Consider the following 26,802-nt stretch of genomic DNA (forward strand, 5'->3'; position numbering starts at 1 on the left):
ACATTCATCAGTGTTTCCCTGGGGCGCTGTGGTATTTTGGGCGCCTGTCGAAAACGCCATTCAACCCTATGCTGCGCCTCTTTCGCCCGTCCCGCGCCCTGGCTGCGTGCCTACTCCTGTGTCTGCTGTTGGGGGTCTCTCCATTGCTGGCGGATGATGCCGTGGTGGTGAACGTCCATGCGGAGGACGAAACGGCCGCGCTGGCGCAGGGCCTGGAACAGGCGCTGGTGCGCGTGGCCGGGCAGCGTTCGCCGGAGCTGAGCGAACTGGCGCAGCTCCTGTTGCTGGAACTGGACGAGGAGGGGCGTATTGAGGCCCTGCGTCGGCGGCAGGAGGTGGATAACGGCGAATATCGCCTGGAGTTCGATCGGGGCCGCCTGCGCAACGCTCTAAATGCCGCCGAGGTGCCCGTGGTGCTGGGCGCGCGCCCGCAACTGCTGGTCTGGGCGGTGTACGAGGCGGACGGGCGCCGCCACCTGCTGGGCTCCACCCAGGACGAGGCCGATGTGCTGGCCGGGATTGACGCGCTGGGGCGCGATCGCGGGATGCCTTTCGTGCTGCCACTGGGGGATCTGGAGGATCGCCGGGCCGCGCAGGCGGGGGATGTGATTGGTGGCGTGACCGAGCCGCTGCAGGAAGCGGCCGGGCGCTACGGGCCGACGGGTATCGTGGCGCTGCATGTACGCTCGGTTGGGGGCGGCGCCGAGGCGCGTGCCATTACCGTGCATGGTGGGCGCGAGTACCGTAGTGAGGGCCGCGGTGAATCTCCGGCCGCCGCGGCGCGCGCGGCGGTCGAGGATGGCTTTGACCAGGTCGTGGCACCGCTGGCCCGCGTCGCCGCCGAGCCCGAGTGGGTGAAGCTGGGCTTTGTCGGGGTCGAGGGTTTTCCCGCGTTCGAGGCGTTGCGGCGGGAGCTGGCGCAGATCGAGGCCATCGAGAGTGCAAGGCTGGATTCGCTGGGCGGTAACGCGGTGACGCTCGAGGTGCGCACGGGGTTGGCCCCGGATGACCTGGTAGACCTGCTGCGCGCCAGCGGCTACGGCGTGGCGCAAGACCCGCACGGCGATTCCGAGGCGAAGGCTTGGCTGCGTCGCGAGTGAACCCGCTGGCGCCGTTCTCCGCTGCCACGCTGGCGGCCCTGGTTGGGCTGGTGGTCCTGGGTGTGGCGCTTTATCTGCTGGCTCCGATCCTCACGCCCTTTCTGATTGCACTGCTGATTGGCTACCTGTTTAACCCCCTGGTGACACGCCTGGCGGTGCGCACGGGCGGTTCGCGCACCCTGGCCACGCTGGTGATCTTCGTGCTGGTAATGCTGGGGCTGGCGGGGCTGGTGCTGGTCCTGATCCCGCTGGCCATGGCCCAGTTCGAGCGCCTGATGCTGCTGTTGCCCGAGGTGATTGCCTGGTTCGACGAGCGGGTTCGTCCCTGGATCGAGCAGCAGGCGGGCGATCGCCTGCCGGCCCTGGAGCCGGCGGCACTGCAGGAGCTGCTGGCCGAGCACTGGCGCGAGGCCGGCGGGCTGGCGGGCGGGTTGCTGCACTGGCTGGGCAGCTCGACCGGCGCCCTGGTCCTGGGCGTGCTCAATCTGGTGCTGATCCCGGTGGTCAGCTTCTATCTGCTGCGGGACTGGCCGCGGCTGGTCGCGGGACTGCATGACCTGCTGCCGCGCGCCTGGCGCGACCCGGTCAGCCGTTTTGCGGTGGAATCGGACCATACCCTGGGGGCATTCCTGCGCGGCCAGCTGCTGGTGATGCTGGCGCTGGGGCTGTTCTACGCGATCACGCTCAGCGTGGCGGGCGTGCAGATGGGCCTGGCCATTGGCCTGATCGCGGGTCTGGTCAGCTTTATCCCCTATGTCGGCGTGATCGTGGGCATCGTGCTGGCCACGGCGGCCGTGCTGTTCCAGGGCGATGGCTGGACGCTGTTGCTGGTGGTGCTGGTGATCTTCGCGGTGGCGCAGGTGCTGGAGTCGGTGGTGCTGACCCCGTGGCTGGTGGGGGACCGGACCGGGCTGCATCCGGTGGCGGTGATCTTTGCCGTGCTCGCCGGCGGTCAGCTGTTCGGGTTCTTCGGGGTCCTGCTTGCGTTGCCGGTGGCGGCAGTGCTCGCAGTTGCGGTGCGTCAGGCAATGGCGCGCTATCGGGACATGAACGCAGCCGGGGCCGATACCCCGTGAGACCCGAAGGCAACAGCCCGCTGGAGCGCCAGATGCCGCTGGACCTGCGCCTGCGCGACGCCTCGCGTTTTTCCGGTTTTTGCGTGGCAGGCAATGCCCTGGCGCGGGATGCCGTGCGGGCCTTGAGCGTCGGGACCGGGATACAGGAGCCGCAGATCCTGCTGCACGGGCCTTCCGGCTCCGGCAAGACGCACCTGCTGCAGGCTGCCTGTCACCAGGGACACGAGCGCGGGGAACCGGTCAGCTACCTGCCGCTTGGCGAGGTACGTGATGCGCCACCGATGGCCGTGCTCGATGGTCTGGAGCGCTCGCGTCTGGTGGCGCTGGATGATCTGGAGGCCGTGGTGGGCCGCGGGGACTGGGACGAGGCCCTGTTCGGGCTGATCAACCGGCTGCGTGATGCCGGCTGCCGCGTGCTGCTGGCGGCCGCGGCACCGCCCGAGGGGCTACCGGTCCAGTTGCCGGATCTGGCCTCGCGCCTGGCCTGGGGCCCGGTGTTCCGCATGCAGCGGCCGGATGATGCGGCCTGCAAGGAGATCCTGGCACAGCGTGCGGCCCTGCGCGGGCTGGAGCTGCCGGAGCCGGTGGCGGATTACCTGCTGCGCCGCTGCTCGCGTGACCTGTCCACGCTGCTGGCGCTGCTGGACCGCCTGGATCTGGCTGCGCTAGCCCAGCAGCGGCGCCTGACCATCCCGTTCGTGCGCGAACAGCTGGCCCGTATGGGCTGAACCCGGGGTTGCTTGAGGTTACTCGGCCGCCGCGCGGGCCCGCCGGGCGTCCAGTTTCACGAACAGCAGGCTGCCCGCGAACCAGGCGAGGCTGGCTCCGGTCATCAGGAGGCCATAGAGCCGGTCCTCCGCGGCCGCGCCGATGGTGATCCCGAGCGTGATGTAGGCGAGCGCCAGCAGGCTGGACCAGGCGTGGGTGTAGCGCCTTCCGTGCAGCATCCCGCGCAGCGGAAACAGCAGCGGCATGACCAGTACGATCAACGCCAGCCAGACCGGGACGATCTCCGGCGGGGCGATCCAGGTGGTCCAGACCAGGATTAGCAGCAGCAGTCCAAGAAAGCCGGCCAGAGCCAGGGCACGGGACAGCGCGATCATGCCGGGGCGCCAGGTGCTGCTTCGAGGCGCAAGGCGATGCGCGCGACGCGTTCCCCAAGGGCTGCTGCGATGCGCTGTTCGTCGCGGGTGACCGCCTGCTCGCCCTGGGTGCCGGCCACATGGCTGGCGCCGTAGGGCGTGCCGCCGCTGGTGGTGCTGTTCAGCTCCGGCACGGTATAGGGCACGCCGACCCACAGCATGCCCTGATGGATCAGCGGCAGGGCCATGCTGAGCAGGGTGGTCTCCTGCCCGCCATGCTGGGTGGCCGTGCTGGTGAAGACGCCGAAGGGCCGGTCCACCAGCCCGCCGCTGGCCCACAGCCCGCTGGTGCCGTCGAGGAAGTATTTCAGCGGCGCGGCCATGTTGCCGAAGCGGGTCGGCGAACCCATGACCAGCCCCGCGCATTCCTCGAGATCGCGCAGTTCGGCATAGGGTGGCCCGTCCTCGGGTACTGCCGGGCGGTCCTCGTCGATATTCGTGGAGACTGGGGGTACGGTGCGCACCCGCGCGGTGGCGCCAGCCTTTTCGACGCCGGTTGCGACCTGGCGGGCCAGCTCGGCGGTCGCCCCGTAGCGGCTGTAGTACAGCACCAGGATCTCCGGTGCCGTGCTCACGACACGATCTCCAGCACCTGTTCCGGCGGGCGCCCGATGCGGGCCGCGCCCCCGACGATCAGGATCGGTCGCTCGATCAGTTTCGGGTGCTGGACCATGGTCTGGATCAGCGCCTCGTCATCCATCTCCGCGTCTTTCAGGCCCAGCTCGCGGTACTCCGCCTCGCCGGTGCGCAGCAGGTCGCGGGGGCGGATGCCCAGCTTCTCGATCACGCCCTTCAACGTCGCGGCATCCGGTGGCGTCTTCAGATACTCCACGATCTCGGGCTCTACACCTTGCTCCCGCAGCAGGGCGAGGGTCGCGCGCGACTTGCTGCAGCGCGGGTTGTGATACAGCGTAGGGGCATCGGACATGAATCGACTCCGGAGGTCATCGATGGCAAAGGCCCATGATACCCATGCCCGCCGCTGGCATGTCAGGGGGCGTGTGCAGGGCGTGTTCTTTCGCGCCTCGACCCGGGAACAGGCGCACGCGCTCGGGCTGACGGGGTATGCGCGCAACCTGCCGGACGGCCGCGTGGAGGTGCTGGCGGTCGGCGACCCGGATGCCCTGGAGCGGCTGGAGGCATGGCTTTGGGAGGGACCGCGCATGGCGCACGTGGAGGAACTGGATAGGGAGGTTGTGAGCCCGCCGGAGCCGTTGCCCGCAGGCTTTGATACGGGTTGAATCGGGAGCTTTTGAGACGCTTCCTTTAAAGTTGTACGGGGGTCTATAAACGCCATCGCGACGGATGCATACTGCGGGGTCATGGAATCACGCCTGGTCGATATGCAGAGTCAGTCGGAGGACACGCGGGTGGAGGTCAGCCTGCGTCCCAAGCGGCTGGACGACTACACCGGACAGCCCCGGGTGGTTGAACAACTGGGCCTGTTTATCGAGGCGGCGCGCGGGCGCGGGGAGGCCCTGGACCATACGCTGGTGGCCGGCCCCCCGGGGCTGGGCAAGACGACCCTGGCCCATATCGTGGCGAACGAACTCGGGGTGGGGCTGCGCCAGACCTCGGGCCCGGTACTGGAGCGCGCTGGCGACCTGGCCGCGATCCTGACCGCGCTGGAGCCCCAGGACGTCCTGTTCGTTGACGAGATCCACCGCCTGCCGACCGTGGTCGAGGAGATCCTGTATCCGGCGCTGGAAGACGGTCAGCTCGACATCGTGATTGGCGAGGGACCGGCGGCGCGCTCGATCAAGGTGGACTTGCCCCCGTTCACACTAGTGGGCGCGACTACGCGCGCGGGCCTGCTTTCGGCGCCGTTGCGTGACCGGTTCGGCATCGTTCAGCGACTCGATCATTACACTGTCACAGACCTCGCCCATATTGTCGGGCGCGCCGCCGGATTGCTGGGTGTCGGGATCGAGCCTGAAGGGGCGGCGGAGATCGCGCGCCGCGGGCGGGGCACGCCGCGCCTGGCGAATCGCCTGCTGCGGCGGGTTCGCGACTATGCCGAGGTCCGTGCCTCCGGCGTGATTACCGCCGAGGTCGCGGGTCAGGCGCTGGACCTGCTGGCGATCGATGCCTCGGGCCTGGATGCCCAGGACCGCCGGTTGCTGGAGGTGCTGGTCGAGAAATTCGACGGCGGGCCGGTCGGCGTGGAAAGCCTGGCGACGGCGCTGAACGAGGATCGCGGTACCCTGGAGGATGTGGTCGAGCCGTTTCTGATCCAGCAGGGGTACCTGCAGCGAACCCCGCGCGGGCGTCAGGCCACGCGGCGGACGCTGGCGATGTTCGGCCTGACCGGGTCGGTGGAACCCGACCTGCTGGCGCCGGTCGACAGCCAGGGCGGAGGCCGTCCGTGACGGAAGGCGACGCCCCGTTCGACTGGCCGGTGCGAGTCTATTACGAAGACACTGACGCCGGCGGCGTGGTCTACCACGCGAACTACCTCAAGTTCATGGAGCGCGCGCGCACCGAGTGGTTGCGCGCGCTGGGGTTCGAGCAGGATGCATTGCGCGAGGAATACGGGATCGTTTTTGCGGTGCGCCGCTGCTGTCTGGATATGCGGCGCCCGGCGCGCTTCAACGATGCCCTGACGGTGACCTGCCGGCTGCACTCGTTGCGCCGGGCGAGCCTGGAGTTCCATCAGGGTGTGGAGCGCGACGGCGAGACCCTGGCCAGCGGCGAGGTGGGGATTGCCTGCGTCGAGGTGGCGCGCCAGGCGCCCGCCGCGATCCCCGGTCCGGTACTGGAGGCCCTGCGCCGACATCATGATCATGGGCCGGCTGACCGCGTAGCCGGAACCAAGTAACGCTGTAACGGGAGACGGACAAGTGGCAGTCGACTTTTCAATGTACCAGCTGGTGATGGAGGCGACCCTGGTGGTCCAGCTGGTGATGGTGATTCTGGTGCTCGCCTCCGTACTCTCCTGGTTGGCGATCGTCGTCAAGGCCAGGTCCCTGAATGCGGCGCACCGCGCCTGCGACGATTTCGAGGAGCGCTTCTGGTCGGGGGCCGACCTGTCCCATCTCTACGAAGGGGTGCGGCGCAAGCAGGAAATGACGGGCATGGAGCACGTCTTCTCCTCTGGGTTCAAGGAATTTCTGCGTGCGCGCCAGCATGGCATCCCGGCCGGTGAGCCCGCCCAGCGTGCCATGCGTGTGGCGATCGCGCGCGAGATTGACGAGATGGAGCGTTATCTGCAGTTCCTCGCCACGGTGGGGTCAACCAGCCCGTATATCGGCCTGTTCGGCACGGTCTGGGGCATCATGCATGCCTTCCTGGGGCTGTCTGGGGTGCAGCAGGCGACCCTGGCGATGGTCGCTCCCGGGATCGCCGAGGCCCTGATCGCGACCGCGCTGGGTCTGTTTGCCGCGATCCCGGCCGTGATCGCCTACAACCGCTTTGCGGGGGATGTCGACCGCGTGGCCGTGCGCCTGGAGAACTTCAATGACGAGTTCGTGGCTCTGCTCAACCGGCAGGTTCACGCCAAGTCCACGGATACGGCCTCCGAGGCCACGGCCTGACCCATGTCCGAGCAGCGCCGCAACAGTCGCCGCCTGCGGCGGCCCATGTCCCAGATCAACGTCGTGCCGTTTATCGACGTGATGCTGGTGCTTTTGATCATCTTCATGATCACCGCGCCCATGCTGCAGCAGGGTGTGGAAGTCGACCTGCCGGAGGCGGACGCCGAGGCCCTGGACCGGGACGAACAGGCGGCCGAGCCGCTGGTGGTGACCGTGGACGCCAGTGGGGCCATGAGCCTGAACCAGGGGCCAATCATCGATGAGCCGCTGGCGCCTCAGGAGATGACCGAGATCGTGCGCGAGTTCCTGGCGGAGCATCCGGGCACCCAGACCTTCGTGCGTGGCGACCGTAATGTGGACTACGGGCGTGTGATCGACGCTATGATCGCCCTGCAGCGCGCGGGCGGCGGGCGTGTCGGGCTAATCACCGAGCCGCCGCGCGAAACCGGCGACTGACGCACGCTGCCGTGTTCGAGCTTGTCCGCCGCCACCCTGTCAGCTTCCTCCTCGTGCTCCTGTTGCACGGGGCGCTGTTTGCGGCGTTGATGTTCAATATCAGCCTGATATCCCCCACCTCATCGCAGGCCGCGGTGGAGATCTCGGTGCAGGAGGATATTGAGGTGATCGACGCGGTGGCCGTGGATGCCGAGGCGTTCGATCAGGTCGAGCACCAACGCGAGGTCGCTCGCCAGGAAGAAGTCGCCGAGCAGCTGCGCGAGGAAGAGGAGCAACGGCGCGCCGAAGAAGAGGCCCGCCGCGAGGAAGAGCGCCGACAGGCCGAAGAGCAACGCCGCCAGGAAGAGGAAGAACGGGCGCGGCAGCAGGCGATCGAGGAAGCCGAGCAGGCACGCCGAGAGGCCGAAGAGGAGCGTCAGCGCGCACAGGAAGAGGCCGAGGCCGAGCGTGAACGGATCCGTGCCGAACGCGAGGCGGCGGAGCGTGAACGACAGGAGGCCGAGGAGGCTCGCGAGCGCGAAGAGGCGGAGCGGCGCGAGCGTGAAGAGGCCGAACGCCAGGCCCGCGAAGAGCAGGAGCGCCGCGAGCAGGAAGAGGCCGAGCGCCGGGCCGAGCAGGAGCGCGAACTGGAGGAGCAGCGCCGCCGCGAGGCAATGGAGCGCGAGCAGGAGCGCCTGGCGGAGGCGCGCGAACGGCGCGAGGCCGCCGAGCGCCAGGCGCAGATGGATCGCGAAGTGGATGAGTGGCGTGCCCAGGTGCAGTCGGTGGTCCAGCGGCGCTGGCGTCAGCCGTCGGATATTGACTCCTCGGACCGTGCCATTGTTCTCGTGCGCGTAAACGAGACCGGGCGTATCATCGACTTCGATATCGAAAGCTGTTCCGGCGACAGCCGGTTCTGCGACTCCGTGCGCCAGACCATGGACCGTCTGAGTTCGCTGCCACGCCCGCCGGATGCGAGCGCGGTGCGGGGCGGGGTGCGGATCCGATTTGAACCGGACTGATTCGCGGGCCACGCCCGCTTGACGAGGAGCTCATGCGACGACTGATTCACTGGATGCTGCCGGCCATGCTGCTGATGTGGGCAGCGCAGGCACAGGCCGTACTGGAAGTCACGGTCACCGAGGGGGTCACCGGGGCGATACCGGTGGCCGTTGCGCCGTTTACCTACGAGGGGGAGGGTGAGCTCGACGAGGACATCTCCCAGATCGTCGCGGCCAACCTGGCCCGCAGCGGGCTGTTCAATGTCGAACAGGATGATCTGCCTTCGGCCCCGTCCGGACCGGCCGACTTTCTTGCCGAGCCCTGGGCCGACACCGGGGTCGAGTACCTGGTCGTGGGCAATCAGCGCCGCGATGGCGATGACGTCCTCGTGGAGTTTCACGTATTCGATGTGCTGTCCGAGGAACGCCTGGGCGGCTGGCGCATTCCGGTGCCCGGCGACATGCTCCGGCGCGGGGCGCATCGTATCTCGGACATCATCTACGAACAGATCACGGGTGACCCGGGGGCATTCAGTGCGCGCATCGCGTTCGTGAGCGTGGAGCGTAACGGCGACGAGCGCCGCTTTGCCCTTGAGGTCGCCGATTCCGACGGGGCCAATCCGCGCACCCTGTTTCGTTCCGCGAAGCCGATCATGTCGCCGGACTGGTCGCCGGATGGACGCGAACTGGTGTACGTCTCGTTCGAGAACCGCCGTTCCGAGGTCTATCGCCAGAATGTCGAGACCGGCAGTCGGGAACGGGTGGCCAGCTTCACGGGTATCAACAGCGCGCCCGCCTGGTCGCCCGATGGCCGCTATCTCGCGCTGAGCCTGTCACGCGATGGGGCGCCGAATATCTACCTGATGGAGCTGGAGACGGGCGAGATGCGCCAGATGACCCAGACCAGCTCGATCGAGACCGAGCCGGTCTGGTCGCCCGATGGCGAAACCCTCTACTTTACGTCCGACCGCGCAGGTGCGCCGCAGATCTATGCGCTGCCGCGAGAGGGGGGCAGCCCCCGGCGTCTGACATTCGAGAGCGGCTATGCGGCCGCGGCGACGGTGTCCCCGGATGGGCGTTATCTGGTCTACGTGCACGGTGGTGATGGCGGATTTCAACTGGCCCGTCTCGATTTGAACGACCGCCGTGTGACCCGCCTCACGGATGGGCGGGATGCGGAATCGCCAAGCTTTGCCCCGAATGGCAGCATGATTATCTATGCGATGACAGATGGCGGGCGTGGCGTGCTGGGCTCGGTGAGCCAGGATGGGCAGGTCCATCAGCGTCTCGCTGCCAGGGAGGGCGAGGTCCGTGAGCCGGCCTGGTCACCCTTGAATTGATCTTCCTAATAACAACCGCTTTTCGAGGATAATGACGTGATGAGCACGATCTTTCGCTGGTTTTTTGTGGCCATGGTGATTGGGGCGCTGTCGGCGTGTGCGACGCCGACGCGTGATGCCGAGGATGCCGAACGCGAGGCCGAGCGGGCTGCGGCCGAGCAAGCGGAGCGCGAACGCGCCGAAGCCGAGGCCCGCGAGGCCGAGGCCCGCGCGCTGGGCCGCGATCGGCAGTTCGATGCCGATGCGCTGGATGATCCGGACAGCCCGCTGGCCGAGCGCCTGGTCTATTTCGAGTTCGACCGTGACGAGGTGCAGTCGCAGTACATGGATATGCTCGAGGCGCATGCGGCCTATCTGTCGCAGAACTCCGGGGCCCGCCTGCGGCTGGAGGGCCATACCGACGAGCGAGGTACTCGCGAGTACAACCTGGGGCTGGGCGAGCGCCGCGCACAGTCGGTGCGCCGTATCCTGACCCTGAACGGGGCCTCGGATGACCAGATCGAGGTCATCAGTTATGGTGAAGAAATGCCGGTCGCCTTTGAGCAGAACGAGGAGGCCTGGGCCAAGAATCGCCGGGTCGAATTGGTCTACGAATCCCGGCGCTAGACGACGGGAGGCGCCATGCGGCGTTTGACAGGTAGCAGTAACCGAAATGCCCCCCCGGGGGCATTTCTCTTTCCACGGGTGGGTGTGGCGGTCGCCGCCGGGGTGTTGGTCCTGGCGATGGGGTCGTGGGGCCCGCTTGCCAGCGAAGCCGTCGCCCAGGACGACGTGTTCGCGACCCAGTCGCAGATCCGCGACCTCTCGCGGAGGCTGGACCGCATCGAGCGGACGCTGGACTCCAGCGCCATGCAGGAACTCCTGCGGGGTGCGGAAACCATGAACCGGGAGATGCGCGAGCTGCGGGGCGAAGTGGAGACGCTGCGCCACGAGCTGGAGCGTCTGAACGCCCGTCAGCGCGATCAGTTCCGTAACCTGGACGAGCGTGTGGCCACGTTCGAGACCGGCGCGGCCGCGCCCGCGGATACCGCTGCCCCGGCGGACGAGGTCATTGAGTTCGACCTTCCCGAGGCGGACGAGCAGGCGGCCTACCAGGAGGCCTTCGAGCAGTTGATGGCGGGTGACTACAACGCCGCGATGAGCGGCCTTGAACGCTTCATCGAGAGCTATCCCGACAGCGACTATTCCGCCAATGCCTGGTACTGGCTGGCCGAGGCCAAGTATGCCAGTGGCGACTTCGAGGCGGCCCTAGAGGATTTCGAGCATTTGCGCGAGCAGTACCCGGAGAGCGACAAGTCCGGGGATGCCCTGCTCAAGATCGGCTATGCGCATTACGAGCTGGGCAACGAGGACGAGGCCCGCGAGGCGCTGGAGGCGGTGCGCGCCGATTACGGCGGCACGACGCTGGACCGCCTGGCACGCGAGCGGTTGCGGCGGCTCGACGGGCAATGACCGAGATCCCCGTGCGTGCCCGGCGCGCACCGACCACGGGCGATTCGCATGGCCCGACCCAGGTCCGTATCACCGAGATGTTCGTTTCGCTGCAGGGCGAGGCGGCGGATTCCGGCTGGCCCACCGCATTTGTGCGGCTGACCGGGTGCCCGCTGCGTTGCCGCTGGTGCGACAGTGCTTACGCCTTCGAGGGTGGCGAGGCACGCGCGCTGGACTCGATCCTCGCGTGGGTCGGTCAGACGGGCGTCCGTCATGTCTGTGTCACGGGTGGGGAGCCACTGGCCCAGCCCGGTTGTCGCGACCTGCTGGCGCGGCTGTGTGATGCAGGCTATCGGGTGTCGTTGGAAACCAGCGGCGCCCTCGACATCGGCGGGCTCGATTCGCGCGTCACGGTCGTGATGGACTGGAAGGCGCCGGGCTCCGACGAGCAGGACCGCAACCTGGAGGCCAATATCCCTCACCTTGCTGCCGGCGATCAGCTGAAGTTCGTACTCGCGAACCGAGCGGATTTCGATTGGGCCCGCGCGGAACTCGGGCGCCTGGATCTTGCGCCCGAGGTCGAGGTCCTGTTCTCGCCGGTATTCGGCGAGCTCGCCCCGCGCGAGCTGGCCGACTGGATCGTGGCCGAACGGCTGCCCGTGCGGTTTCAGCTTCAGCTCCACAAGCTCCTGTGGGGCGATCAACCAGGTCGTTAGTCGATGTCGCAACCGGAAAAGGCGGTGGTGTTGCTCTCGGGCGGGCTGGATTCTGCAACCTGCCTGGCAATGGCGCTGGCCGACGGGCTCGACTGTCATGCCCTGTCGATCGACTATGGCCAGCGACACCGTACCGAGCTCGACGCGGCGCGCCGCGTGGCTGCCGCCCAGGGCGTGCAGGACCACCGAGTGGTCCGGGTCGACCTGACCGCGATCGGCGGCTCCGCGCTCACCGATGACGCGATCGCGGTCCCCACCGAGTCGAGCGAAGGCATCCCGGTGACCTATGTGCCCGCCCGTAATACGGTGTTCCTGTCTCTGGCGCTGGGGCTGGCCGAAACGCTTGATGCCCGGCTGCTCTATGTCGGTGCGAATGCGGTCGACTACTCCGGGTACCCGGATTGTCGCCCGGCCTTTATCGACGCCTTCCGCGACCTTGCGCAGGTCGCTACCCGTGCCGGGGTGGAGGGCGTACGCTGGGAGGTGCGTGCACCCTTGATGCACATGAGCAAGGCCGAGATCATCCGTGCCGGCGCGCGCCTGGGGGTCGATTACGCCCAGACGGTGAGCTGCTATCAGGCCGACCCCGAGGGCCGGGCCTGCGGGCGATGCGACAGCTGCCGTATCCGTCGCGAGGGTTTTGCGGCCGCTGGTGTCCCCGACCCGACTCTCTACCGGACGGCCTGACGGCGGACGGTTCGCCCTCGTCAGACAGCCCCGGGTCCGGAATGAATTGGGGGTCGATCTCGTCTTGCGTCCGATGTATGCTGCGCACCCCATGGGTGCAGGCGTGCCCGACAACCGATCAGTGAGAGGATACGTTGATGGAATTCTCCAGCTTTTCAACCGCCGCAATGATGTTCCTGGGCGGCACGTTCGTCCTCGCCTTCATCATGGGTGCGGTCGCGAACAAGACCAACTTCTGCACCATGGGAGCCGTCTCCGACTGGGTGAACATGGGTGATACCGGGCGCATGCGCTCCTGGCTGCTGGCGATTGCCGTGGCGATGCTGGGTGTGGCGGCGCTCGAATTCTTCGGGGTGCTGAGCGCCGAGGGTTCCTTCCCTCCCTACCGCGGCGAAAACTTCAACTGGCTCGGGCACGTCCTGGGTGGCTTCCTGTTCGGCATCGGCATGACCTATGCGTCCGGCTGCGGTAACAAGACGCTGGTGCGTGTGGGTGGCGGCAACATCAAGTCGGTGATGGTGATGATCATCATCGGTGTGATCGCCTTCTGGCTGACCAGCCGCGCCACTGTCTTCGGCACCGGCCAGACGCTGTTCCAGCTGCTGTTTGGCTGGATGGACGCGGTGTCCATCCAGATGGAAGGCGGCCAGGATCTTGGCTCCATTATCGCTGGCGAGAACGCCCTGGGCGCCCGCCTGGTGATGGGTCTGGTGATCGGTGTGCTGCTGCTGGCCCTGATCTTCAAGGCCGCGGATTTCCGCAAGAGTTTCGACAACATCCTGGGCGGTCTGGTGATCGGCCTGGTGGTGATCGGGGCCTGGTGGCTGACCAGCAACATCCAGATCGACGACGGCATGGGCGGCGTGTACAGCGCCCAGGAATACATACAGGAATGGGATTTCGTCGCCGATGACGACGATGGCGAGCGTCCGGCGCTGTCCGGTCCCTGGGCCAACCAGTCGTTTACCTTTATCAACCCGATGGGCCAGAGCGTGGGCTACGTGTCCAGCGGCTTTGACCGCACCATGCTGTACTTCGGTGTGCTGGCGCTGGCCGGCGTGATCCTGGGTTCGTTCTTCTGGGCTCTGGTGTCGCGCAGCTTCCGAATCGAGTGGTTCTCGTCCTTCCGTGACTTCGTGAACCACTTCATCGGCGGCATCCTGATGGGTGTCGGCGGCATCCTGGCGCTGGGTTGCACCATCGGTCAGGCGGTCACCGGGATTTCCACGCTGGCGCTGGGTGGCTTCTTTACCTTTGCGTTCATCGTGTTCGGGTCCGCGCTGACCATGAAGATCCAGTACTACAAGATGGTCTATGAAGACGAGGCGACCTTCGGCAAGGCCCTGGTCACCTCGCTGGTGGACATGAAGCTGCTGCCGGGTGGCATGCGCAAGCTCGAGGCCATCTGATCGCCGGCCGCCGGGGGAGCCTTGCGTTTTCCCCGGCGGGCCGTAAACTACGCGGCGCGGTGATTCAGGTGCTGCCGCGTAATGACAAGGCCGGCGGACCCCTGCGGGGGTGCCATGCGGGCCTCAGACATGGGTCGTTAGCTCAGTTGGTAGAGCAGTTGGCTTTTAACCAATTGGTCGTAGGTTCGAATCCTACACGACCCACCATTATTCCCGGGCGCGTGCGAGCGCGGCCGGCACAAGGGCCCGCCTACGCGGGCTTTTTGTGTTTATGGGGCGCGAACAGGCTAGAATGCGCGCCTTTATCGAACCATTGAATGCACACGCGAAAGTGGCGGAACTGGTAGACGCGCTGGGTTTAGGTCCCAGTGGGGTAAAACCCGTGAGAGTTCGAGTCTCTCCTTTCGCACCAATGTCCCGTGAACGCCCAGGCAGGCAGCCGGCGAGTGCTGCGGTCGGCAGGGATGACCGATTTTTGAACTATTGCGAGGCCCTTCATGCAAGTTTCCGTTGAAGCCACCGGCAACCTGGAACGCAAGATGACCATCCAGGTCCCCCCCGAGCGCGTCGAGACCGAAGTCGACAACCGTCTGAAATCGCTGGCCAAGCGCGTCCGGCTCGACGGCTTTCGCCCGGGCAAGGTCCCGCTGAAGGTCGTGCGCCAGCGTTACGGCGCCGGGGTCTATCAGGAGGTGCTGAGCGAAGTCCTGCAGGAGAGTTACCGCGAGGCCGTGCAGCAGGAAGGGCTGGAGCCTGCGGGGAACCCGAGTATCGAGCCGCAGAGTGTGGAAAGCGGGCAGCCGATCGAGTTCGTTGCGAGCTTTCAGGTCTTTCCCGAGGTCGAGGTGGCCGATTTCTCCGATGCCGAGATCGAACGCCCGGTGGCCGAGATTGGCGACGAGGACATCGATCGCGTGATCGACTCCCTGCGCGAGCAGAACAAGGAATGGGCGGAGGTCAAGCGCAAGGCGAAGAAGGGCGATCGCATCACGCTGGACTTCGTCGGCAGCATCGATGGCGAGGAGTTCGAGGGTGGTAAGGCCGAAGACTTCCAGGTGGAAGTGGGTGCCGGCCGTCTGATCGAAGACTTCGAGAAGCAGCTCAAGGGCGTGAAGACCGGCGAAGAGCCGACCATCGACGTCACCTTCCCCGATGACTACCCGGCCGAGAACCTGAAGGGCAAGACCGCGCAGTTCGCCCTGACCATCAAGAAGGTCGAGGGGCCCAAGCTGCCTGAGGTGGACGAAGAGTTCGCGAAGAAATTCGGCATCGAAGACGGCTCGGTCGAGAAACTTTGCGCCGACGTGCGGTCCAATATGGAGCGCGAGTTGAACCAGGCGCTGAAGGGCAAGGTCAAGAATCAGGTCATGGAGCTGATTATCGAGCGCCATGGGTTCGACCTGCCGGATGCCCTGGTGAAGTCCGAGATCAATCGCCTGCGCGAGGAGGCCGAGAAGCGCTTCGGCGGTGCCCAGCAGACCCAGCCGCTCCCCGACAGTCTGTTCGAGGAGGAGGCCAAGCGCCGCGTGCGCCTGGGTCTGTCCCTGCGCGCCATCATCGACCAGAAGGGGTTCGAGGTGGACGCGGAGCGGGTCGAGCGTGACCTGGAAGACATGGCGGCCACCTACGAGGACCCGGAAGAGGTCAAGCAGTACTACCGCTCCAACCCGCAGGCGAAGAGCAACCTGGAGTCGCTGGTGCTCGAGGACCAGGTGGTCGACTGGATCGTCGATCAGGCCAAGGTCACCGAGAAAAAGACCAGCTTCCAGGACGTCATGAATCCGAATAAGGAGTCGACTGAATGAGCCACGACATGGCCGGTCAGGGGGCGCAGCATGCCCAGGGGCTGAATCTGGTCCCGATGGTGGTCGAGCAGACCGCCCGCGGCGAGCGCGCCTATGACATCTACTCCCGGTTGCTGAAGGACCGGGTCATCTTCTGTGTGGGTCCGGTCGAGGACTACATGGCCAACGTGATCGTGGCCCAGCTGCTGTTCCTCGAATCGGAAAACCCGGACAAGGAGATCAGCCTGTACATCAACTCCCCGGGCGGGGCCGTGACCGCGGGCATGGCGATCTACGACACCATGCAGTTCATCAAGCCCCAGGTGAGCACCCTGTGTGTCGGCCAGGCCGCGAGCATGGGCGCGGTGCTGTTGGCCGGTGGTGCCCCGGGCAAGCGTTACTCCCTGCCGCACTCGCGGGTCATGATCCACCAGCCGCTGGGCGGGTTCCAGGGGCAGGCATCGGATATCGACATCCACGCCCGCGAGATACTGAAGATCCGCGAGGAGCTCAACCGCGTACTCGCTCACCACACCGGGCAGACCGTGGAGCAGGTGGAGCAGGACACGGATCGTGACCGTTTCATGACCGCAGTGGAGGCTAAGGACTACGGCCTGGTGGACAACGTCCTCTCCAGCCGCGGCGCGCCGGACACCGGCGACAAGGAAGCCGGCAAGAAGGACAAGTCCTGATCGAAGCCAGGCTGGGTGCGAGCGGGATATACCGGACTCGCGCCCGGTCCGTTTGCAACGTGGCTGCAAACGGGGCATGTTCTGAGAAACCCTGATAGCGCAACCGAGGCATACGGATGAGCGACGACAAGACCCCCTCCGCCGACGGCAAGCTTCTGTACTGCTCTTTCTGCGGGAAGAGTCAGCACGAAGTGCGCAAGCTGATCGCGGGTCCCTCCGTGTTTATCTGCGACGAGTGTGTCGAGCTTTGCAACGACATCATTCGCGAGGAGATGCAGGAGGCGGGGCATACCGAGCGCGATTCGCTGCCCAAGCCGCGCGAGATCCGCGAGATCCTCGACGACTACGTGATCGGGCAGAACTCCGCGAAGAAGATCCTCTCGGTCGCGGTGTACAACCACTACAAGCGCCTCGAGGCCCGAGCCGGCAAGGACGACGTCGAGTTGTCCAAGTCCAACATCATGCTGATCGGCCCGACCGGTTCCGGCAAGACGCTGCTGGCCGAGACGCTGGCGCGGGTGCTCAACGTCCCGTTCACCATCGCCGACGCGACCACGCTGACCGAGGCCGGTTACGTGGGCGAGGACGTCGAGAACATCATCCAGAAGCTGCTGCAGAAGTGCGACTACGATGTGGAGAAGGCCGAAAACGGCATCGTCTACATCGACGAGATCGACAAGGTCTCGCGCAAATCGGACAATCCCTCGATCACCCGCGATGTCTCGGGCGAGGGTGTGCAGCAGGCCCTGCTGAAGCTGATCGAGGGCACCACGGCCTCCGTGCCGCCGCAGGGCGGGCGCAAGCATCCACAGCAGGAGTTCCTGCAGGTCGATACCCGCAACATCCTGTTCATCTGCGGCGGTGCCTTCTCCGGCCTGGAGAAAATCATCCAGCAGCGCGCGGAGAAGGGTGGTATCGGTTTCTCTGCCGAGGTCAGCTCCAAGGACGAGAGCAAGAGCGGCGGCCAGTGGCTGAAACAGCTGGAGGCCGACGACCTGGTGCGCTATGGCCTGATCCCCGAGTTCGTCGGTCGTCTGCCGGTGCAGGCGACGCTGGACGAGCTGGACGAGGACGCGCTGATCACCATCCTGACCCAGCCGAAGAACGCGCTGGTCAAGCAATACGCCCGTCTGTTCGATATGGAAGGCGTGGAGCTCGAGTTCCGGGACGATGCCCTGGCCGCGATCGCCCACAAGGCGATGGAGCGCAAGACCGGCGCCCGGGGCCTGCGCACCATCATGGAGAACATCCTGCTCGACACCATGTACGAGCTGCCCTCGATGGAGGGCGTCAGCAAGGTGGTGATCGACGAAGCCGTGATCCGCGGAGACGCCGAGCCCTACCTCATCTACGAGAACGCATCGTTCTCCAAGCAGGCCGCTGCGGATTCCTGAAACTTCGCGGTCATGCACAGGGGGCGGGCATGGGGCTGGCCCCGGCTTGAAAAACGGTCAGGGCGCCCCCATCTCTCCCGTACATTCGTCAAGCCCTGAGGGGGCCACATGACCGACCAACACTCCTCCCAGAACGAGGTGGATTCCCCCGTGAAGCGCGTCGCGGTCCTGCCGCTGCGCGATGTCGTGGTGTATCCGCACATGGTCATCCCGCTGTTTGTGGGTCGCGAGAAGTCGATCCGCGCGCTGGATTCCGCCATGGCCCAGAACAAGCAGGTCCTGCTGGTGGCGCAGAAGAGCGCCGAGGTGGACGAGCCCGAGGCCGGCGATCTGCACGAGATCGGTACCCTCGGCAACATCCTGCAATTGCTGCGCCTGCCCGATGGCACGATCAAGGTGCTGGTCGAGGGCGCCCAGCGCGCGCGCGTGATGGACGTCTCCACGACCGGCAATGCCGAGAAGGAAGAGGACTACTTCACCGCCGATATCCGCATGATCGAGGAGGAGTACGACACCGAGGAGAAGGAACTCGAGGTCCTCGGCCGCTCCGCGCTCAATCAGTTCGAGCAGTACATCAAGCTGAACAAGAAGGTCCCGCCGGAGATCCTGACCTCGCTGGCCGGGATCGACGATACCTCGCGTCTGGCTGACACCATTGCCGCGCACATGTCGCTGAAGCTCGAGGAGAAGCAGCAGGTCCTCGAGATCGCCAACGTGCGTGCGCGTCTCGAGCACCTGGTCGCCAAGATCGAGGGCGAGATGGACGTGCTGCAGATCGAGAAGAAGATCCGCGGCCGCGTGAAGCAGCAGATGGAGAAGTCCCAGCGCGAGTACTACCTGAATGAGCAGATGAAGGCCATTCAGAAGGAGCTGGGCGATCTCGAGGATGCGCCAAACGAGCAGGAAGACCTGGCCGAGAAGATCGAGCAGGCCGGCATGCCGGCGGAGGCCAAGAAGAAGGCCACCGCCGAGCTGAACAAGCTGAAGATGATGTCGCCGATGTCGGCCGAGGCCACCGTCGTGCGCAGCTACATCGACTGGCTGGTCAATGTCCCGTGGAAGAAGAAGACCCGGGTCAGCAAGGACTTGGCCCGTGCCGAGAAGATCCTCAACGAGGACCACTACGGCCTGGAAGAGGTCAAGGAGCGCATCCTTGAATACCTCGCCGTGCAGTCGCGTGTGCGCAAGCTGAAGGGCCCGATCCTCTGCCTGGTCGGTCCCCCGGGGGTCGGCAAAACCTCGCTGGGTCAGTCCATCGCGCGCGCAACCAACCGCAAGTTCTCGCGCATGGCCCTTGGCGGTGTCCGTGACGAAGCCGAGATCCGCGGTCACCGCCGGACCTATATCGGCTCGCTCCCGGGCAAGATTGTCCAGAACCTGTCCAAGGTCGGGGTGCGCAACCCGCTGTTTTTGCTCGACGAGATCGACAAGATGGCGATGGATTTCCGCGGCGATCCGGCCTCGGCGATGCTCGAGGTCCTGGACCCGGAGCAGAACCATACCTTCAGCGACCACTACCTGGAGGTCGATTACGACCTCTCCGACGTGATGTTCGTGGCCACGGCCAATTCGATGAACATCCCCGGTCCGCTGCTGGATCGTATGGAGGTCATCCGCCTGTCCGGCTACACCGAGGACGAGAAGGTCAACATCGCCCATACCTACCTGGTACCGAAGCAGATCAAGACCAACGGCCTGAAGCCGGACGAGATCAATATCTCCGATGCCGCGGTGCGCGACGTCGTGCGCTACTACACCCGCGAGGCGGGTGTGCGCGCCCTGGAGCGCGAGATCGCCAAGATCTGCCGCAAGGTGGTCAAGCAGCGTCTCCTGGCCAAGGGCAAGGAGCGTGACCGCACCACGTCGGTCACCCCGAAGACCCTGGACAAGTACCTGGGTGTGCGGCGCTTCCGCTTCGGCCTGGCCGAGGAGAACGATCAGATCGGCCAGGTGACTGGCCTGGCGTGGACCGAGGTCGGTGGCGAACTGTTGACCATCGAGGCGACGGTCGTCCCGGGCAAGGGCAAGACCCAGCAGACCGGCAAGCTCGGCGACGTGATGCAGGAGTCGATCCATGCGGCCCTGACCGTCGTGCGCTCGCGTGCCGAGTCCCTGGGGGTCGAGGAGAACTTCCACGAGAAGAAAGACCTGCACATCCATGTCCCCGAGGGCGCCACGCCCAAGGACGGCCCCTCGGCCGGTATCGCGATGTGCACGGCCATCGTCTCGGCGCTGACCGGCATCCCGGTACGTGCCGACGTGGCGATGACCGGCGAGATCACCCTGCGGGGTCAGGTGCTGCCGATTGGCGGGCTCAAGGAGAAGCTGCTGGCGGCCCATCGTGGCGGGATCCGCACGGTGCTGATCCCCGAGGAGAACGAAAAGGACCTGGTGGACATCCCGAAGAACATCAAGAACAAGCTCGATATCCGCCCGGTACGCTGGATCGACGAGGTGTTCGAGGTGGCGCTCACGCACCTGCCGGAGGCCAAGGGCGGCGAGACACCGGCCAAGGTCGAGGAGGCCGTGAAGCCGGCCAAGGAATCGGGCCGACGCCGGGTCCGGCACCACTAAGCAACGGATTTGCAATCAAAACCGCGGCTTCGGCCGCGGTTTTTTTGCGCCGTGGCGTACAGTGAACCGCAGGGGTTGTGTAACGCTTGTTTGACACTTTTTCGAGCCCCTTGATATAACCCCAATCGCATTATTTGATTCCCGGCTGGGCAAGCCCGCGACAGGATGGAGAACCCTCCCCGCGCTGGTGTAAGCTTGGCCTTCATCGGGCCGTAAGCCTGAGTCACCACTGAGATAAGGAAGCGCTTCATGAATAAATCCGAACTGATCGACGCGATCGCCGCAGAAGCCGATGTCCCGAAGGCCCAGGCCGGCCGCATGCTGGACGCCATGGTGACCGTGGTGGGCGATACTCTGGCCAAGGGCGACCAGGTCTCCCTGGTGGGCTTTGGCACCTTCCTCGTCCGCGAGCGCGAAGCCCGCACCGGCCGTAACCCGCGTACTGGCCAGTCCATCCAGATCGCTGCCTCCAAAACGCCTTCTTTCAAGGCTGGTAAAGCGCTCAAGGATCGCGTAAACTAGTGCGCTTTATCGGGTGCTTAGCTCAGTTGGTAGAGCGTCGCCCTTACAAGGCGAATGTCGGCGGTTCGAACCCGTCAGCACCCACCATGCAGCCTGACTGGCTGCATGAAGAAAATTTGGAGCGGTAGTTCAGTTGGTTAGAATACCGGCCTGTCACGCCGGGGGTCGCGGGTTCGAGTCCCGTCCGCTCCGCCATATCTGAGAAAGGCGCCTTCGGGCGCCTTTTTCTTTGCCTGTCGTACAGCCCAAGGCGCTCCCCCACCCGTTCCCGAGAAGCGACCCTTTGTCTTTTGGTGCACAGGAAAGAGGGGCTGCCGCGGCGCATACGGCCTGGCTTGAGCTCGGTACGCGGTCGGCGCTGTTGCTGCGAGCGCACCTTGGGGCGCGCGCGAGAGGGAGCCGTAGCGCTCAGGTGTCGCTTGGGCTAGTTTCGTCGATGGGCGCTTGGGGATCGATCGGTGTGCCCGGGCCGTTCTCGCTCTCAGGGGAGGGGGTGGATTCTGGTGCGTAGGTCTCGCCCTCAAGGCTCTTGCGCATCGCTTCTTCGGCCTCCTGGTTGAGCACGATGATGGAGATGCGTCGGTTGATGGCCGCCTCCGGGTCGTCGCGGGTGAACGGTACGCTGTCGGCCAGGCCCACGACCCGCGCGACCTGTCCCGATTCGGCCCCGCCCGCAATCAGCGCACGGCGTGCGGCATTGGCGCGGTCGGTCGAAAGCTCCCAGTTGGAATAGTCCGGACGCAGCAAGGGGCGGGCATCGGTGTGGCCGGTGATCGAGATGCGATTCGGCACCTGGTTGATCAGGCTTGCGAGCTCGCGCAGGATCGCGTCGGCGTGCGGAAGAGGAGTGGAGCTGGCGGTGTCGAACATCGGGCGATTCTCGCGGTCGATGATCTGGATGCGCAGTCCCTCGGGAGTGATATCCAGCAGCAACTGGTCCTTGTAGGGCTCCAGGGCCTGGCTCTGGCCCAGGGCCTCCTCCAAGGCTTCCTGAAGTGCCTCCAGGGCCTCGCGGTCGCGGGCTTCGGCCAGCTCGTCCAACGCCTCTCCATCCAGGCCCATGGGTGCCTCCATGGCCTCGGGGTCCTGGATCAGCTCGGGCATGCCCTCGAAGTCGATCAGCGATGGATCGACCCCGGTCCCATCGCCCGGTGCCTGGCCGGGCGCGGCGGCCTCGCCGACGAATGCGGAAGGGTTCTGGAAGTACTCGGATATGCCGGCGCGTTGTTCGTCGTCCAGCGCCACGAGCAGCCATAACACCAGGAAGAAACCCATCATCGCGAGGGTGAAGTCGGCAAACGCGATCTTCCACGCGCCACCGTGGTGGCCGCCCTTGACCACCTTCTTTTTGACGATGATCGGCTGGGTCTTGTCCTCGACGCCCATGTGGCTGATCCGGAGGCGGTCAGGCCCCCTTCACGTGCTCCTCGAGCTCGGTAAAGCTCGGGCGCATGGCGCCTTCCATGGTCTTGCGGCCAAACTCGACGGCGACCTGCGGGCTGTAGCCCTGGACATTGGCCAGGATGCAGGCCTTGATGCACTGCAGGAACTTGGCTTCTTCCTGGGCGCGGGTCTCGAGCGCCGTCGAGGTCGGTCCGGCAAAGCCGTAAGCCAGCAGGATCCCGAGGAATGAGCCGACCAGCGCGGCCGCCACGCTCGAGCCGATCTCCTCGATCGAGCCGTCGAGCCTGCCCATGGTCATTACGATCCCCAGCACCGCGGCGACGATCCCGAAGCCGGGCAGGGCCTCCGCAACGCGGTGCACGGCGTGGGCGGGCTTGTGGGATTCCTCGTGATGGGTCTCGAGGTCCAGATCCATCAGGGCATCGAGTTCATGCGGGTTCATGCTGCCGGAGATGATCAGGCGCATGTAATCGGTGATGAACTCCATCGCGTGGTGATCCTGCAGGATCCGCGGGTGGGCCTGAAAGATCTCGCTGTTCTCCGGCTCCTCGATGTCATTCTCCACCCCCATCAGCCCTTCCTTGCGGGCCTTGGTGAAGAGCTTGTACATCAGTGCGAGCAGGTCGAGGTAGTCGTCCGACTTGTACTTGCTACCCTTCATCAGGCTGGGGATGGACTTGAAGACGGTGATGACGACTCGAGGCGGGTTGGCGATCAGGAATGCGCCCAGCGCTGCACCCCCGATGATCCAGTATTCGTATGGCTGCCACATGACCCGAAGGTCGCCGCCATGAAAGTAGTACCCCCCGAAGACCGACGAGAATACGACGACGATGCCAAGAAAATACTTCACGAAACGGGAACCCCGAGCTGGTCGATGGGCGAAAGTGACGCCGGTCACGCTTTCGCTGTTGATATAGTGACGGCCATAACGATAACGACTCCCCCGCGCGAGGTACAGCATGGCCAAGGATGAGGGCGCGCCCTATAGCGACCAGGCACGTCGCCTGGCTGGACTCGACTGGCCGATTCTGGAAGCCAGTGCAGTCGCCTTTTCCCAGCCGGACGCGCTGGTGCAGCGCTCCTTGCGGGATTTGGGCCAGTGGGCGGAGCGCGACCCCGGCCTTGCACTGCGTCTGGTCCTGCGGGCGAACGGCTCGCGCCGCGGTATGCGCCAGGAGGTGCATTCGGTGCCCGATGCCATCGCCATGCTCGGTCTGCAGAACGTCTGCGATGAAGTCCGCACGGCCCCGCCGGTTGGTGAGGTCGTGCGTGAACCGCAGCGATATCGGCAGGTGGCGGCCCAGTCGCGGCTGGCGGCGATGATCGCGGCCGACGTGGCCCAGCGTCGACGCGACTCCGAGCCGGCGGAAGTCGGTCTGGCCGCCCTGCTGAATCAGCTGGGCCTGCTCGGTCTCCTGGTGGCTGGTGAGCCACGCCTGGGCCGCCTGCTTGCCATGCTGGAGCTCAACGCCCTTCCCGACGAGGCCAGCTATACCGCGCTGGGCTACGCGACCGACGACCTGTCGCGTGCGATGACCGAGGCGATGGAGCTGCCCGAACTGGTCGTGGGGACTCAGCGCGCGGTCAACGCCGCGCATCCGCGCGCCTTTGAGGTCATGGTCGCCAGTGCGGTGGCCTGGCAGATCATGCGCGGGATGGACACGGTGCGGGGCGATCGCGATCTGCGCCTGTTGGCCGGCCTGACCGGAGTCAACGAGAAGGTCGTCGCGGACCGGCTGTCGGAGATCATCGATCGCTTCAATGAAGACGTCGACCTGTATCACATCGAGCCCCTGAATCCCGCGACACCCGGGTCGGTCTGGCTCGGCGCGCGCCACCGCACGCGGCTCGCGCTTTGCCCACGTGCGGATGTGCTGGAGGAGGGGCTGGCGCGACTACAACAGGACACCAACCGCGTGTCGCGGCTGCGGCGCATATTGCGCGTGATGCAGTTCGGGCTGGGACTGAACCGGGTGGTGTTCGCCCGGCTTGCGCGTGATGGCGAATCACTGCGAGCCGAGCACATGGTCGGGACCCTGCACGAGCCGGAATTTAGTCACTTCGTGATCCATCGTTCGGCCCTGGGCCCGCTGGAGGCCGTGCTGGAGGATGACATGCCGACCTGGTGGGGGCGCCACTACCCGGGCGTGGCGCTGCCGGAGGCGGTCCAGGCCCTGACAGGAGGGGTCGATGCCTTTTATGCGCCGGTGCGGGACCAGGGGCAGGTGGTCGGTCTGGTGTATGCCGATCGCCGCAGCCGCCAACATGCCCTCGACGACCGCGCGTTCAAGGGTTTTTGCCGCGTGGTGCAGGCAGCTTCGAGCGGCGGTTAGTCTTTTCTCGTACACGAGAGGCCGGCCCGTGCCTCAAGCTACGACGGCCCCGGCCGTTATATCGGGTGGTGCATATATGGTCGCGCATGAAGGCGAGGCCATGTGTCTGCCGCTTCGGCCCCACCCTGACACTGGAACAATAGGACATCGTCCCTTATGCGCAAGAACCTTCCCGTTACTCAGACCGAGTATTCCCTGGAGGCCCACGGAGACCTGATCTCGGCCACCGACGAGAAGGGCCGGATCCGCTATGCCAACGATGACTTCGTGACGGTCAGTGGTTTCGACTGTGAAGAGCTGGAGCATTCGCCGCACAACATCGTGCGCCACCCGGACATGCCGGAGGCCGCCTACGCGAACATGTGGGAGACCCTGAAGGCGGACCACCCGTGGATGGGTATCGTCAAAAACCGGCGCAAGGACGGTGACCACTACTGGGTGGATGCCTTTGTAACACCTGCCTACGAGCACGGCCGCAAGACCGGTTACGAGTCGGTGCGGGCCATCCCGGAGCGCGAGCATGTCGCCCGCGCGGAGCAGGTTTATGCCGCGCTCAACCGGGGCCGGAGTTTTGCGCGGCGCTGGTATCACAGCCTCACCTGCCGTCTTGCGGGGACGTGGATCGCGGGCTTTCTGCTGGCGCTGGCCGCTGTGTCCCTGGCACCCCCGCCACTGGTCCTGGCCGGCCTGCTGGCGCTGGTCTTCGTCGCCGGTGGGGTGGTGTCGCTGGCGTTGACCTCGGGTATCCGGCAGGCGGTTAACCGCGCCCGCGAACAGTTCGACAACCCCGTGATGGAGGCGATCTATACCGGGCGTCGCGACGACAGCGCGTCGCTGGAGTTGATCCAGCATTTCAACGAGGCGAAGCTGCGCACGGTGCTGGGCCGTATCGAGGACAAGGCCGATGCGGTGGCCGGTGACGCGCAGGCGATGGCCAGCAGCGTCGATCAGACGGCCTCGGGCGTGGAGCGCCAGCAAAACGAGATCGACCAGGTCGCCACTGCGATGAACGAGATGAGCTCGACTATCCAGGAGATGGCCGGCAATTCCGCGCGCGCGGCCGAGGCCGCGAACCACGCCGAGCAGGAGACCGGGGCCGGGCAGGAGGTCGTGAACGACACGGTTGCCGTGATCAACCGCATGGCGGCCGAGGTCGAATCGACTGCCGAGAAGCTGGGCAAGCTGGAGGCGAGCACCGAGGAGATCGACAAGATCCTGGGTGTGATCCGCGAGATTGCCGAACAGACCAACCTGCTGGCGCTGAACGCCGCGATCGAGGCCGCGCGCGCGGGCGAGCACGGCCGCGGCTTTGCGGTGGTGGCCGACGAGGTGCGCTCACTGTCGCAGCGCACCGACGAGTCCACGGTGACCATCCGCAACATGATCGAGAGCCTGCAAAACGGTGCCCGCGAGGCGATGTCCGCCATGCGCGCCAGCCAGGAACAGGCGGCCGACGGGGTTGAAAAGGCCCGTGCGGCGGGGGATTCGTTGACTACCATCCGCGAGGCCGTCGCCCAGATCACCGAGATGAACACCCAGATCGCCACGGCGGTCGAGGAACAAAGCGCGGTCTCCGAGGAGATCAACCGCAACGTGACCTCCATCCGCGATGTCGCCAGCGAAACCGGTTCGGTCTCCGCACATGCGCGCGACGCCAGCGCGCGCATGCTGGCCGAGGCCGCCGAACTCAAGGCGCTGATCCAGCGTTTTGAACAAAAGGCCGTATAAGAATTTTATTTTCGGGGTTGCGAAAGTGAATGGTCGTCACTACAATCGCGCCCATCTTGAGTAGCAGAGGTCTGTCAATGGACTGTTGTCGATGGATGCATGAGCGTCGGGCCGGTAGCCGGTACGAGCATGCATATCGTTGCCAGCGGGGTCCCGCCACCCGGTAGTGCGGTGGTGTCCCCCGGTGTCAGCGATATGCGTGACTCCGGGGGGTGGCAGAAAGCCTTTCCCCTTGCGCCCCTCGCGGGTGCCCCCCCAGCCCCTCAGCCCGTATTGCGCCCGCCCTTGCGCGTGGCGCGCTGCCCCATGCCATTCGATGATATTCCGCCTCTGCCCGGATTCCGGGCCGATGCGCACGTTGCCGTGCGCGTAACGGATTGGACTGTATCCATGAATAACCAGCAGGAGGCCGCCATGCCAGCGCCTGAAGACGACGACCCCGGGTCTAGACCCGGAACATCACTGCGGGGCAGTGAGAAAAGTAAAAGTGTGTTCGTC

27 protein-coding genes and 4 tRNA genes are annotated in these 26,802 nt (G+C 65.6%); 26 read left to right on the top strand and 5 right to left on the bottom strand.

Features of this window, described 5'->3' with window-relative positions:
• Positions 1–68 precede the first annotated feature (68 nt).
• The 3 genes from F467_RS0105050 to hda are packed head-to-tail and all read left to right on the top strand — an operon-like array spanning position 69 to position 2,904.
• Complete coding sequence (locus F467_RS0105050; protein ID WP_038049649.1) at positions 69–1,100, top strand: DUF2066 domain-containing protein; 1,032 nt, start codon at positions 69–71, stop codon at positions 1,098–1,100.
• A complete protein-coding gene (locus F467_RS0105055) occupies positions 1,097–2,176 on the top strand; it encodes an AI-2E family transporter (protein WP_018138804.1) in 1,080 nt (359 codons plus the stop codon). Before F467_RS0105050 ends, F467_RS0105055 begins: the two co-directional genes overlap by 4 nt.
• A 32-nt stretch (positions 2,177–2,208) precedes the next feature.
• Entirely contained in the window at positions 2,209–2,904 is a 696-nt protein-coding gene (gene hda / locus F467_RS0105060) for a DnaA regulatory inactivator Hda (protein WP_018138803.1), read from the top strand.
• A gap of 18 nt (positions 2,905–2,922) precedes the next feature.
• Here the strand turns inward: hda and F467_RS0105065 are convergent, their stop codons facing one another.
• The 3 genes from F467_RS0105065 to arsC are packed head-to-tail and all read right to left on the bottom strand — an operon-like array spanning position 2,923 to position 4,246.
• A complete protein-coding gene (locus F467_RS0105065; RefSeq protein WP_018138802.1) occupies positions 2,923–3,279 on the bottom strand; it encodes a DUF2069 domain-containing protein in 357 nt (118 codons plus the stop codon).
• Positions 3,276–3,893 carry an NAD(P)H:quinone oxidoreductase gene (wrbA, locus tag F467_RS0105070; protein WP_018138801.1) on the bottom strand — a complete coding sequence of 206 codons (618 nt, stop codon included), beginning with the start codon at positions 3,891–3,893 and terminating at the stop codon, positions 3,276–3,278. The genes F467_RS0105065 and wrbA overlap by 4 nt, the downstream gene beginning before the upstream one ends.
• Entirely contained in the window at positions 3,890–4,246 is a 357-nt protein-coding gene (gene arsC, locus F467_RS0105075; protein ID WP_018138800.1) for an arsenate reductase (glutaredoxin), read from the bottom strand. Before arsC ends, wrbA begins: the two co-directional genes overlap by 4 nt.
• 22 nt (positions 4,247–4,268) lie before the next feature.
• Between arsC and F467_RS0105080 the strand changes: the two genes are divergently transcribed.
• The 21 genes from F467_RS0105080 to F467_RS0105180 all read left to right on the top strand — a co-directional run bounded on the left by F467_RS0105080 (position 4,269) and on the right by F467_RS0105180 (position 21,031).
• Positions 4,269–4,559: an acylphosphatase gene (locus tag F467_RS0105080; RefSeq protein ID WP_018138799.1), complete on the top strand. Its 291-nt coding sequence runs from the start codon at positions 4,269–4,271 to the stop codon at positions 4,557–4,559.
• 81 nt (positions 4,560–4,640) lie between these two features.
• A complete protein-coding gene (gene ruvB, locus F467_RS0105085) occupies positions 4,641–5,687 on the top strand; it encodes a Holliday junction branch migration DNA helicase RuvB (RefSeq protein WP_018138798.1) in 1,047 nt (348 codons plus the stop codon).
• On the top strand, positions 5,684–6,136 hold the full coding sequence (gene ybgC / locus F467_RS0105090) for a tol-pal system-associated acyl-CoA thioesterase (protein WP_018138797.1): 453 nt from the start codon (positions 5,684–5,686) through the stop codon (positions 6,134–6,136). The genes ruvB and ybgC overlap by 4 nt, the downstream gene beginning before the upstream one ends.
• Positions 6,137–6,176: 40 nt before the next feature.
• Positions 6,177–6,851 (top strand): protein TolQ, encoded by a 675-nt coding sequence (tolQ, locus tag F467_RS0105095; protein ID WP_018138796.1) that lies wholly within the window; start codon positions 6,177–6,179, stop codon positions 6,849–6,851.
• Between the two features lie 3 nt (positions 6,852–6,854).
• Positions 6,855–7,307, top strand: coding sequence for a protein TolR (gene tolR, locus F467_RS0105100; RefSeq protein WP_018138795.1), 453 nt, complete (start codon positions 6,855–6,857; stop codon positions 7,305–7,307).
• Between the two features lie 11 nt (positions 7,308–7,318).
• The gene (tolA, locus tag F467_RS0105105) at positions 7,319–8,308 is read left to right on the top strand and encodes a cell envelope integrity protein TolA (protein ID WP_018138794.1); all 990 of its coding nucleotides are present in this window, start codon (positions 7,319–7,321) and stop codon (positions 8,306–8,308) included.
• Between the two features lie 32 nt (positions 8,309–8,340).
• Positions 8,341–9,627 carry a Tol-Pal system beta propeller repeat protein TolB gene (gene tolB / locus F467_RS0105110; protein WP_018138793.1) on the top strand — a complete coding sequence of 429 codons (1,287 nt, stop codon included), beginning with the start codon at positions 8,341–8,343 and terminating at the stop codon, positions 9,625–9,627.
• A 39-nt stretch (positions 9,628–9,666) separates the two neighbouring features.
• Positions 9,667–10,233, top strand: a complete 567-nt coding sequence (gene pal / locus F467_RS0105115) for a peptidoglycan-associated lipoprotein Pal (RefSeq protein WP_018138792.1) — start codon at positions 9,667–9,669, stop codon at positions 10,231–10,233.
• A 78-nt stretch (positions 10,234–10,311) separates the two neighbouring features.
• Positions 10,312–11,079 carry a tol-pal system protein YbgF gene (gene ybgF / locus F467_RS0105120; protein WP_018138791.1) on the top strand — a complete coding sequence of 256 codons (768 nt, stop codon included), beginning with the start codon at positions 10,312–10,314 and terminating at the stop codon, positions 11,077–11,079.
• Positions 11,076–11,774: a 7-carboxy-7-deazaguanine synthase QueE gene (queE, locus tag F467_RS0105125; protein ID WP_018138790.1), complete on the top strand. Its 699-nt coding sequence runs from the start codon at positions 11,076–11,078 to the stop codon at positions 11,772–11,774. Before ybgF ends, queE begins: the two co-directional genes overlap by 4 nt.
• Positions 11,775–11,777: 3 nt before the next feature.
• The gene (gene queC / locus F467_RS0105130; RefSeq protein WP_038048905.1) at positions 11,778–12,461 is read left to right on the top strand and encodes a 7-cyano-7-deazaguanine synthase QueC; all 684 of its coding nucleotides are present in this window, start codon (positions 11,778–11,780) and stop codon (positions 12,459–12,461) included.
• Positions 12,462–12,598: 137 nt separating this feature from the next.
• On the top strand, positions 12,599–13,870 hold the full coding sequence (locus tag F467_RS0105135) for a YeeE/YedE family protein (protein ID WP_018138788.1): 1,272 nt from the start codon (positions 12,599–12,601) through the stop codon (positions 13,868–13,870).
• A 131-nt stretch (positions 13,871–14,001) separates the two neighbouring features.
• A tRNA-Lys gene (locus tag F467_RS0105140) sits at positions 14,002–14,077 on the top strand.
• A 118-nt stretch (positions 14,078–14,195) separates the two neighbouring features.
• Positions 14,196–14,282 (top strand) — tRNA-Leu (locus F467_RS0105145).
• A gap of 85 nt (positions 14,283–14,367) precedes the next feature.
• A complete protein-coding gene (gene tig / locus F467_RS0105150) occupies positions 14,368–15,675 on the top strand; it encodes a trigger factor (RefSeq protein WP_018138787.1) in 1,308 nt (435 codons plus the stop codon).
• Positions 15,672–16,346 (top strand): ATP-dependent Clp endopeptidase proteolytic subunit ClpP, encoded by a 675-nt coding sequence (clpP, locus tag F467_RS0105155; protein ID WP_018138786.1) that lies wholly within the window; start codon positions 15,672–15,674, stop codon positions 16,344–16,346. Before tig ends, clpP begins: the two co-directional genes overlap by 4 nt.
• 116 nt (positions 16,347–16,462) lie before the next feature.
• A complete protein-coding gene (gene clpX, locus F467_RS0105160) occupies positions 16,463–17,740 on the top strand; it encodes an ATP-dependent Clp protease ATP-binding subunit ClpX (RefSeq protein WP_018138785.1) in 1,278 nt (425 codons plus the stop codon).
• Between the two features lie 108 nt (positions 17,741–17,848).
• Positions 17,849–20,314 carry an endopeptidase La gene (gene lon / locus F467_RS0105165; RefSeq protein WP_018138784.1) on the top strand — a complete coding sequence of 822 codons (2,466 nt, stop codon included), beginning with the start codon at positions 17,849–17,851 and terminating at the stop codon, positions 20,312–20,314.
• A 249-nt stretch (positions 20,315–20,563) separates the two neighbouring features.
• Positions 20,564–20,836 carry an HU family DNA-binding protein gene (locus F467_RS0105170; RefSeq protein ID WP_012981989.1) on the top strand — a complete coding sequence of 91 codons (273 nt, stop codon included), beginning with the start codon at positions 20,564–20,566 and terminating at the stop codon, positions 20,834–20,836.
• A gap of 11 nt (positions 20,837–20,847) precedes the next feature.
• Positions 20,848–20,923 (top strand) — tRNA-Val (locus tag F467_RS0105175).
• A gap of 31 nt (positions 20,924–20,954) precedes the next feature.
• Positions 20,955–21,031: transfer RNA gene (locus tag F467_RS0105180), tRNA-Asp, on the top strand.
• 213 nt (positions 21,032–21,244) lie between these two features.
• Here the strand turns inward: F467_RS0105180 and motB are convergent.
• Positions 21,245–22,222 carry a flagellar motor protein MotB gene (gene motB / locus F467_RS0105185; RefSeq protein WP_018138783.1) on the bottom strand — a complete coding sequence of 326 codons (978 nt, stop codon included), beginning with the start codon at positions 22,220–22,222 and terminating at the stop codon, positions 21,245–21,247.
• A 19-nt stretch (positions 22,223–22,241) separates the two neighbouring features.
• A complete protein-coding gene (motA, locus tag F467_RS0105190) occupies positions 22,242–23,093 on the bottom strand; it encodes a flagellar motor stator protein MotA (protein ID WP_018138782.1) in 852 nt (283 codons plus the stop codon).
• 109 nt (positions 23,094–23,202) lie between these two features.
• Here motA and F467_RS0105195 point away from each other — a divergent pair, with 109 nt between their 5' ends.
• The gene (locus F467_RS0105195; protein WP_018138781.1) at positions 23,203–24,576 is read left to right on the top strand and encodes an HDOD domain-containing protein; all 1,374 of its coding nucleotides are present in this window, start codon (positions 23,203–23,205) and stop codon (positions 24,574–24,576) included.
• Positions 24,577–24,732: 156 nt separating this feature from the next.
• On the top strand, positions 24,733–26,304 hold the full coding sequence (locus tag F467_RS0105200; RefSeq protein ID WP_018138780.1) for a PAS domain-containing methyl-accepting chemotaxis protein: 1,572 nt from the start codon (positions 24,733–24,735) through the stop codon (positions 26,302–26,304).
• Positions 26,305–26,802 lie beyond the last annotated feature (498 nt).

Origin of the sequence: Thioalkalivibrio sp. ALJ12, from assembly GCF_000378305.1 — a bacterium.
Classification (GTDB): domain Bacteria; phylum Pseudomonadota; class Gammaproteobacteria; order Ectothiorhodospirales; family Ectothiorhodospiraceae; genus Thioalkalivibrio.